The 4,134-nt window shown below is 39.3% G+C and carries 5 protein-coding genes; all 5 read left to right on the top strand.

Features of this window, described 5'->3' with window-relative positions:
* The coding region (locus tag ACT3RM_RS17040) for a metalloregulator ArsR/SmtB family transcription factor (protein WP_444511454.1) at positions 1-342 on the top strand (342 nt) is incomplete at its 5' end.
* Between the two features lie 33 nt (positions 343-375).
* Positions 376-1,404 carry an ACR3 family arsenite efflux transporter gene (gene arsB, locus ACT3RM_RS17035; RefSeq protein ID WP_441995355.1) on the top strand — a complete coding sequence of 343 codons (1,029 nt, stop codon included), beginning with the start codon at positions 376-378 and terminating at the stop codon, positions 1,402-1,404.
* Positions 1,405-1,451: 47 nt separating this feature from the next.
* Complete coding sequence (locus ACT3RM_RS17030) at positions 1,452-2,468, top strand: ArsJ-associated glyceraldehyde-3-phosphate dehydrogenase (protein WP_441835199.1); 1,017 nt, start codon at positions 1,452-1,454, stop codon at positions 2,466-2,468.
* Between the two features lie 7 nt (positions 2,469-2,475).
* Positions 2,476-3,705 (top strand): organoarsenical effux MFS transporter ArsJ, encoded by a 1,230-nt coding sequence (gene arsJ / locus ACT3RM_RS17025; protein ID WP_441995354.1) that lies wholly within the window; start codon positions 2,476-2,478, stop codon positions 3,703-3,705.
* A 209-nt stretch (positions 3,706-3,914) separates the two neighbouring features.
* The gene (locus ACT3RM_RS17020; RefSeq protein WP_441835201.1) at positions 3,915-4,055 is read left to right on the top strand and encodes a hypothetical protein; all 141 of its coding nucleotides are present in this window, start codon (positions 3,915-3,917) and stop codon (positions 4,053-4,055) included.
* Positions 4,056-4,134 lie beyond the last annotated feature (79 nt).

Raw genomic sequence — 4,134 nt, 5'->3', positions numbered from 1 at the left:
GAATGTTTAGCCGATGAAACGCGCTTAAAAACACTTTTACTGGTACTTCAAGAACAAGAGCTTTGCGTTTGCGAGTTGGTTGCTGCGCTATCACTGAGTCAACCGAAGGTGTCTCGCCATTTAGCTCAGCTTAGAAATTGTGAGTTACTAACTGATAGGCGCCAAGGGCAATGGGTGTTTTATCGTTTAAACGATGCTTTACCACGATGGGCGACTGAGGTTATTGAAAAGACAGCACTTAATAATAACGACTTTTTAAATGACAGCATAACTTTATTGAATGAAATGGGCGATAGACCAACTAGAGCAACAATTTGTTGTGAAGGCTCTATTAACACCTAAATTGGAGAACGCCGCAACTAAGGGAGAGTTATTATGGGCATTTTTGAGCGTTACCTATCTATTTGGGTAGCATTATGCATTTTTATAGGTGTGGTACTGGGCAATATTTTTCCTGAGCTTTTTGCTGTTGTGGCTCAGTTTGAAGTTGCCCATGTAAACTTAGTTGTTGCAGTACTTATTTGGGTGATGATTTATCCGATGATGGTGCAAATTGATTTTGCATCAATAAAAGATATTGGAAAAAAACCTAAAGGGCTTATTTTAACGCTTGTTATTAATTGGCTGATCAAGCCATTTAGTATGGCGGCATTGGGGTGGTTATTTTTTAAAATCTTTTTTGCCTCAATGGTTGACCCTCAAACGGCTAACGAATATATCGCAGGAATGATTTTGTTAGGCGTTGCCCCTTGTACTGCAATGGTATTTATTTGGAGCCAATTAACTAAAGGTGACGCTAACTATACGCTTGTTCAGGTATCGGTGAATGACATTATTATGATTTTTGCTTTTGCACCTATTACGGCATTTTTACTGGGTGTAAGTGATATTACTATTCCTTGGCAAACGCTCCTTATTTCAGTGGGGTTATATGTTTTACTGCCTTTGGTTGCAGGAGTGTTAACTCGTAAAAAGCTACAAAAGCAAGATAATGAAAACCGAGTTAATTCTTTTTTAAGTAAAGCTAAACCTTGGTCGGTAGTAGGTTTACTGGGCACTGTTACGTTGTTATTTGGTTTTCAAGCACCGACTATTGTAAACGAGCCTCTGGTTATTGGTTTAATTGCTATTCCGTTACTCATTCAAACGTACGGTATTTTTGCTATTGCTTATGTGGGTGCAAAAATACTGAAGTTGCCTTACAACATAGCAGCGCCGGCTTGCATGATAAGTACTTCTAACTTCTTTGAACTTGCGGTGGCGGTGGCTATTTCACTGTTTGGGCTTCACTCCGGTGCTGCATTAGCAACAGTTGTGGGCGTGCTTGTAGAAGTGCCAGTGATGTTAAGTTTGGTATGGTTTGCTAATAAAACAAGCCATTGGTTTGACGCTGAAGTTAAGTAGTCTTCAACTCTGTAGTTATAACTATGAAATAATTAAGGAAAAATAAAATGACAATTAAAGTAGGTATAAATGGCTTTGGCCGCATGGGGCGCTTAACATTAAGAGCAGCACTTAATTGGCCTGAGGTTGAGTTTATAAAAATAAATGATGTGGCGGGAGATGCCCAAACTCATGCTCACTTATTAGAATTTGATTCAGTACATGGTCGTTTAGCTGAGCCGGTGTTAGTCAATGGCCAAGTGATCCGCGTCGCAAATCATGCAATAACGCTCAGCAATAATAAGCATATTAATGAAACTGATTGGTCAGATTGCGATGTAGTAATTGAAGCCAGTGGTAAAATGAAAACGACTGAGTTACTACAACAGTATTTAGATCAAGGTGTTAAACGTGTGGTGGTGACCGCGCCTGTTAAAGAAAGTGGTGTGCTTAATGTAGTTATGGGAGTGAACGATCATCTTTATGAGCCTGAGCTGCATAAAATAGTAACCGCAGCGTCATGTACCACTAATTGCTTAGCACCTATAGTTAAAGTATTACAAGAAAAGGTGGGTATAAAGCATGGTTCAATAACTACGATCCATGACATTACCAATACTCAAACGATTATAGATGCCCCACATAAAGATTTACGCCGAGCACGTGCTTGCGGTAGCAGTTTGATCCCAACTACCACCGGTAGTGCAACGGCAATTACCCATATATTCCCTGAACTTAAAGGCAAGTTAAACGGCCATGCGATACGTGTACCATTAACCAACGCATCAATTACTGACTGTGTGTTTGAGCTTGAACGTAAAGTAACCGAAAGTGAGGTTAACACTTGGTTTAGTGAGACTGCACGAGGCAACCTTAAAGGTGTATTAGGCTATGAAGAAAAGCCGTTGGTATCCATAGATTATAAAACAGATCCGCGCAGCTGTACTATTGATGCGCTTTCTACCATGGTTATTAATGACACTCAGCTAAAAATATATGCTTGGTATGATAACGAGTGGGGATATGCCAATCGCACTGCTGAGCTAATGTTGAAGGTTGGTTTAAGTGATATAAAAGGAGCATAAAATAACGATGCTAAACCAGCTATCTCAACCGATAAAACAGTATCTAATAATTACCGGTAATTATTGGGCTTTTACCCTCACCGACGGCGCGTTAAGAATGCTGGTGGTGTTGTATTTTCATCAGCTAGGTTATGGTGCACTGGCAATAGCCATGTTGTTTCTATTTTATGAGATTTTTGGCGTTATTACCAACCTTGTAGGCGGTTGGTTTGGGGCTATTTTAGGTCTTAATAAAACCATGAATATCGGATTATTTATACAAATAGTCGCGTTACTCATGTTGTGCGTGCCTACTGAGTGGTTAAGTATTGTTTATGTCATGGTAGCGCAAGCGCTCAGTGGTATCGCTAAAGACTTGAACAAAATGAGTGCTAAGAGCGCAATTAAATCGTTAGTACCACAAAGTGAAGAAGGCGAATCAACATTATATAAGTGGATAGCCTTATTAACTGGTTCTAAAAATGCACTCAAAGGCGTTGGTTTCTTTTTAGGTGGACTACTGCTTACGTTATTTGGCTTTACAGGAGCGCTACTGTGTTTAATTACCTTATTGAGCGCAGTATGGATCTTGAGTCTAATAAAATTAAAAGGTGATATCGGCAAAGCTAAAAACAAACCAAAGTTTACGCAACTGTTTTCTAAGTCAAAAGCAATCAATTTATTAAGCCTTGCCAGAATGTGTTTATTTGCTGCCCGCGATGTATGGTTTGTTGTTGCATTACCTATTTACCTGGCTGCAGAGCTCAATTGGAATCACTGGTGGGTGAGTGGATTTCTGGCTCTTTGGGTTATTGGTTATGGCATCATTCAAACCCAAGCTCCACGTATTACCGTTAATAATAAGTTGTTATCGGTGGCGATGGGTGAAGCGCAAAAATGGGTGATTATTTTATGTATATTTACTGTATTTCTTGCTTTAAGTGCGGTATTTGACTGGCATTTTAAAGTGATTTTATTGATTGGACTGGGCGTTTTTGGTGCTATTTTTGCAATTAATTCGTCACTGCATAGTTATTTAATTGTCAGTTTTGCAGATAAAGATGGAGTGTCACTGGATGTAGGCTTTTATTATATGGCGAATGCCTCAGGAAGACTATTAGGCACGGTACTCTCTGGGGGGATATTTCAGTTATATGGGTTAACAGCGTGCTTAATTGCCAGCGCTATTTTATTGTTTTTAGCAGCGATCGCCACGGGGTATTTAGCTGCCCACAAAAATACGCCACAGTATAAATAATTTAAAGATGAGGAACCCCAAAACTATAAATTAATTATACTTTTTATAGTTTTAATAAGACTAAATAAACTCAAACAGGCCATTCTTTAACAAAACGGCGATGGCATTAGGTGTACGTAAATGCGGCAGTTGGTGTTAGCAAAAAAGCTTTCTAGGTTTACTTTTGGTCGCATTTTTACGACTGTTTTAATTTTACCCAGTATCGCGTAGTGGCAGCCGCTTTCATCAAGTATGAGCCACTAAGTAAACAGTCTGAAAAGTTAATTGCTGCTGAGGTTGAAGAAAATATCACTGCAATGCAGCGGCTTATGGTGAACGTATCAAAAACAATCGGCGCAGCAAGCGGGTAATCACTGCCACACCTTGAATCAACTAGTTGACCAACAAAGTAATGAGCTTAATAAACTAAAAACCTGAGCTTAAACAGCT

This window comes from Pseudoalteromonas sp. AOP7-A1-14 (assembly GCF_052376275.1).
GTDB lineage: Bacteria > Pseudomonadota > Gammaproteobacteria > Enterobacterales > Alteromonadaceae > Pseudoalteromonas.
Note: the sequence above shows the minus strand (reverse complement) of the source record. Positions and strands in the feature narration are given on the sequence as shown.